This window comes from Desulfosarcina sp. (genome assembly GCF_041551955.1).
Lineage (GTDB): Bacteria > Desulfobacterota > Desulfobacteria > Desulfobacterales > Desulfosarcinaceae > Desulfosarcina.
This window is the reverse complement of sequence record NZ_JBFELV010000416.1, coordinates 1-4,595: the sequence shown is the minus strand read 5'-3', so window position 1 is coordinate 4,595 and position 4,595 is coordinate 1. Positions and strand designations below refer to the sequence as shown.

Sequence of the window (4,595 nt, the reverse complement as noted above, 5' to 3'; positions counted from 1 at the left end):
GATTTTAAATCCTATCTGAAAAAGATGAAAGCCGAAGGAAAGCCTGAGGTCATCGAATGCCTGCGGCGAATATATGCAACGCCATCCCTTTGGCCGGATTTGTCCAAGCATATTGCCGGTTTTTACCTGATAGACAAAAGCGCCATTACCAGCCTGTGCATGCTGGAAGCAGTTGGTGTCGCTCCGCAAACCCAGCGCATCACCCCCGGTCTGTTGGAATCGTTCCGCAAGGATCCGGACCAGTTGAAGCAGTTGGCCGTGAAACCGCTGCACGGGATGAGTTCCAAAGGGGTGTTCGTCAGCCCTGATCTGGCCGTGGTGGAAAAGTATTGTTCCGAAGAGCCCATGCTGGCCCAGGACCTGTTCTGGGCCACGCCGGTGATGCCCAATATCAATGCAGAGCTGACGGATTCCGACGCATTGGCGGGTTTCTGTTCCGAAACCCGGTTGGTGTTTCATGCGGGTTCGCCGGCCGTCTCCGATTCGCCCAGTGCGGCCCGGTGCATCCTGGCGCTGAGCCGCACGCACTATGCGAGCAAAGATCCGGCCCGGAAAATTAAAAACGATGCAGCCGGGAGAGGCTGGTTCTCTAACATGGGAGCCATCATGGCGGTCAAAAACGAATTGGGAATGACCGACAAGCGCGCGGCCGGACTGGGAATGGCACCGATTTGCTGGCTAGATTAAAATCATTGGTCAGAGCGGCAAAATCAATGGATGACAACCGTTCAGTCACGTTTTGGTGTGTCGCCAGCTATTTCAAAGGCGACACATTCATTCGCGAGTGCAAACGAATAGACGCTGGCGCGCCCCCTGGTCAAGGAAAACACGATTCGTCCTTGATGAGGCGAGGACGTACCTGCTAATGCATCCTTGAGATGATATCCGGTTGGTGAGATGGCATCTAAACAGATATAAAAAAAACAATTATTTATTCCATTTGGCTTGAAATACAATGAATCTAAAAACCTTTGACATGATCCAGACCTGTTGTGAAACGACCCATCATGGCGCCCCAATGAAGACGAAAATTCGACCTGATTTAAGCCCGGAGAAAAACGCCGATCTGATCGGCACCCTCGATCATTTTCCAGATGTGCCGTCCCAGTTCATCGATCCCCGCCATGTCGACGTCTGGCTACCCCCAGACTACGATGAAGGCCATACCAACGGGTATGCAGTCCTGTATATGCATGACGGCCAGAACCTGTTTGAACCGCAAAAGTCTTACATCGGTGTTGATTGGGGCTTGGATCAGGCCATGGCAGGCCTTTTTCAGAAAAAGCAAATTCGACCGACCATCGTGGTCGGCGTCTGGAACACCCCGCAAAGATTGCGTGAATACCTGCCGCAAAGGCCCTTTTGCGACTATCAGTCTCAACAGTCGAGAAGCCGTGTGATTAAACGCTACGGGGGGGGGCCGATTTCTGACCGATACCTTCACTTTTTGGTCAACGAGCTCAAACCCTTTATCGATCGCCGCTATCGCACCCGCCCGGAGCGGGCGTTTACCTTCTTAATGGGGTCGAGCATGGGAGGATTGATATCGTTGTATGGGATGTGTGAATATCCGCATATATTCGGCGGTGCCGGTTGCCTGTCAACCCACTGGCCCATTGCGCAACGGTCTTTCGCTAAATATCTGAAGGTGCGGCTTCCCGAACCGGGACGGCATAAAATTTATCTGGACTACGGTGACGAAGCCAATCGTGCCGGTTACCTGGTTAACCAGAAGCGAGTGGAGCAGATCATCAGGGATAGAGGCTATGTGTTCGGATCAGACTGGCGCACCAACTGGTTCGCCGGCGATCCACACTCCGAAACGGCCTGGCGCAACCGGGTCCACGTGCCGCTGCGGTTTCTGCTGAAAGATAACCCATGACGGGTAAAAGCTACCGTTTCTATGGGCCTTAAGATGATGTGGGTAAAGCTTGAGGGAGGAAGCCGTATAATCATACTGCGACGAGCGAGAACACCGTCCAAACACATTATCGTGGGGCCCATATACCAAAGGAGTTTATCGTGCATCTAAAACCGACCGCCTTAATTTACAGCTCTCACAACCGCTGTGATTACCTGCACCGAGATTGGATCGTCCAGCGTGCCTTGGAGCATCCCCACAACAAAAGCGTATTATACTTGCCTTTTGGCATGGATAGCCGCGATTCCCAGGAGTTTTCATGGGGCACCTTCAAATGGTATTTCGACCAATTCATCCCCTATGGCCTCAATCCCCTGGTCTTCTTCTGGAGCGACGACCTGTCGCGCCAGGATGCCGAGCTCTTTTTCGATATGGTCGACCATGCCGAAGTCGTTATTCTGGGTGGTGGAGAAGTGAATCTTGGTTTCGAACGCTACGATGCCATGGGCGGTTATTTCTTCGGTGATTATGATCGGTTCAGGAACGCGCTTCAACAGCGTCAGAACGCCGGCAAGTTGACCGTGGGGTTTTCGGCCGGAGCCGCGCAACTGGGAGATGTTTGTGCGCAAGACACCTATCATCGCTGTTACGCCTTGATCCACAATATCACCACTACCCTGCACCATGAATGGCGCCGAGAGGCGGACCTGTATCACTTGGCACAACGGTTTAAGGGACACCTGGCCTTCGGCCTGCCCAACGATGCGGGCATCGCCGCCAACCAGGGTTTCCTTGCCTCGGGCAACAAATGGCAGGTGTTACAGTTTGTCATCGACAATTCCTGGGATTTTCCGGAAGACCATGTTCACATCAAGACCCGCCAGGGAATGGGCATCGACCACATTTATCACGACGGTCGAAAATGGACCTTCAACGGCGGAGATGTAATGATCAGGATCTTTTCACCGGACTACGGCTACCAGGGCACCTGGATCAAGACACCCAATCATTCGACGATGATTGACTATTGGAGCCAATCACCATCCAGGTATGCCAACATCGACCATATCATGGCCGAGCACTAGCAATGATGGAATTAATTCATGGGGGTGAAAATGACAAAAAAAATCGGAGTTCTGAGAGGTCGGGAAGATAATTTTCCCAATGCGCTGGTGGACGCCATCAACCATAAAGGTAATGGTGACGTCGTGGCCGAATTGGCAACCATGGGTGCCGGGCACCTTGGCGAACCCCCGGCTTACGATTTGATTTACGACCGCATTTCTCATGATTACCCATATTATCGATACCTGCTTAAAGCCGCAGTCGCGCACGGCACCTATGTGATCCCCAACCCCCTGCTGTGGAGCGCGGATGATAAATACCTGGGGTTTACCGTAGCTGCCAACCTCGGGTTGACCATACCCAAAACCTGCCTTCTGCCCATCGCCGGCTCGACGCGGTTGTACGACATCACGGCCGAGTCCCTGCGCAACCTGAAGTACCTGGATCAGACCGATTGGCAGGCCATTTTCGACGCCATCGGTTTTCCTTGCTGGCTAAAACCCGTCTCCGGCGGTGGCTGGCTGGCGGTCAGCAAGGTCCATAACCCAGATGAATTCTTTCATCTCTACAACAACGAAATTTTCCATACCAAACCCGTTTACCCCGAAGACGTCGGTCAAGACATGGCGGTGCGTAATTGGCTCAGCCGGACGTTGGTCTTTATGCTGCAGGAGGACATCGCCTACCAGCAGTTTGCACGCTGTTTTTATATCGCCGGCGATGTCACCACGGTTCGCTTCGAGCCGCCGGACCGTGTTGCCGGCGAGCGGCTGGGGCGCTATTCGGTCGATCCGGACTTTTTCGGCCCCGAACTGCTGGCACGTATCGAAACGTACGTTCGAAAACTGAACCAGGCCCTGGGCTATGAGATCAACACCACCGAGCTGTTGGTTAAGGACGGGGTCCCCTATGCCATCGATTTTCTGAACTTTGCCTGCGATTTCGACATCAATTCGGTGGGCGCCCACCTGGCCGGCATGGGTGTGGACAAGGTTTCAGCCTACCTGATCAAATGTGTGACCGATGAAGGTGCCCGCCTGCAACACCAGAACAATGTCTGGCGCCACTTGATTCACGGCAACCTTGAATAGATAAAATTCAATCTATTGACGCAGGGTGCGGATCGCGGAATCTATAAAGCCGGGGAGAATGGTATTCCGTGTGCGCGCCACTGCATCGACGTTGTCGGCCAATTGTTGCATTTGCCGGTACTTGGTCATGCCCCACCGTTCGATAATTTGGTCCTTTTTCTCAGGATGGTTTAAGTGCCATCGCATGCTCGACGGGTCGCTTTCGGGATGAAACTGGGTGCCGACCATTTCCTTAGAAACCCGAACCGCCATGATGGCGCGTTCGAAGGGCACATGGGGCCGGTTTTTCTCAATGCAAAGTATTTTGGCGCCCAGGCTTTTCAGCTGCTTACGGTTGGGTTGAATCACCTGCCAGTTTCTGAAGTCGCTGCCGTAAAAGGGGTCGGCCAGTCCCTGAAGCAGTGGGTCGGCTTTTCCGGCCTCGGTTTTGTGTACTGGGAAAATGCCGAAGGACTCGGAATGACGTTCAACCACTTCAGCTAGGCCGAAAAAGCGTACCATGATTTGAAATGAATGGCAGATGAAGAAAACATATTTTTTTTGAGGATTGCCGTTCTGGTTGTGCGCATAGATCCGGT

Annotated in this window: 5 protein-coding genes; 4 read left to right on the top strand and 1 reads right to left on the bottom strand. The window is 53.0% G+C overall.

What is annotated here, in order from left to right:
* The 4 genes from ABYV26_RS21470 to ABYV26_RS21455 all read left to right on the top strand — a co-directional run.
* Window positions 1–687, top strand: a 687-nt coding sequence (locus ABYV26_RS21470) for a hypothetical protein (protein ID WP_372683405.1), incomplete at its 5' end; no start/stop codon positions are given.
* 331 nt (window positions 688–1,018) lie between these two features.
* Window positions 1,019–1,882 (top strand): alpha/beta hydrolase, encoded by an 864-nt coding sequence (locus ABYV26_RS21465; protein WP_372683404.1) that lies wholly within the window; start codon window positions 1,019–1,021, stop codon window positions 1,880–1,882.
* 140 nt (window positions 1,883–2,022) lie between these two features.
* Window positions 2,023–2,946 (top strand): hypothetical protein, encoded by a 924-nt coding sequence (locus ABYV26_RS21460; RefSeq protein ID WP_372683403.1) that lies wholly within the window; start codon window positions 2,023–2,025, stop codon window positions 2,944–2,946.
* 30 nt (window positions 2,947–2,976) lie between these two features.
* Window positions 2,977–4,017 (top strand): RimK family alpha-L-glutamate ligase, encoded by a 1,041-nt coding sequence (locus ABYV26_RS21455; RefSeq protein ID WP_372683402.1) that lies wholly within the window; start codon window positions 2,977–2,979, stop codon window positions 4,015–4,017.
* Window positions 4,018–4,029: 12 nt separating this feature from the next.
* Here the strand turns inward: ABYV26_RS21455 and ABYV26_RS21450 are convergent.
* The coding region (locus ABYV26_RS21450) for a hypothetical protein (protein ID WP_372683401.1) at window positions 4,030–4,595 on the bottom strand (566 nt) is incomplete at its 5' end.

Coding starts and splice junctions, on each gene's coding strand:
- ABYV26_RS21465 (WP_372683404.1), top strand. CDS start 1,019: ATGAAGACGAAAATTCGACCTGATTTAAGCCCGGAGAAAAACGCCGAT.
- ABYV26_RS21455 (WP_372683402.1), top strand. CDS start 2,977: ATGACAAAAAAAATCGGAGTTCTGAGAGGTCGGGAAGATAATTTTCCC.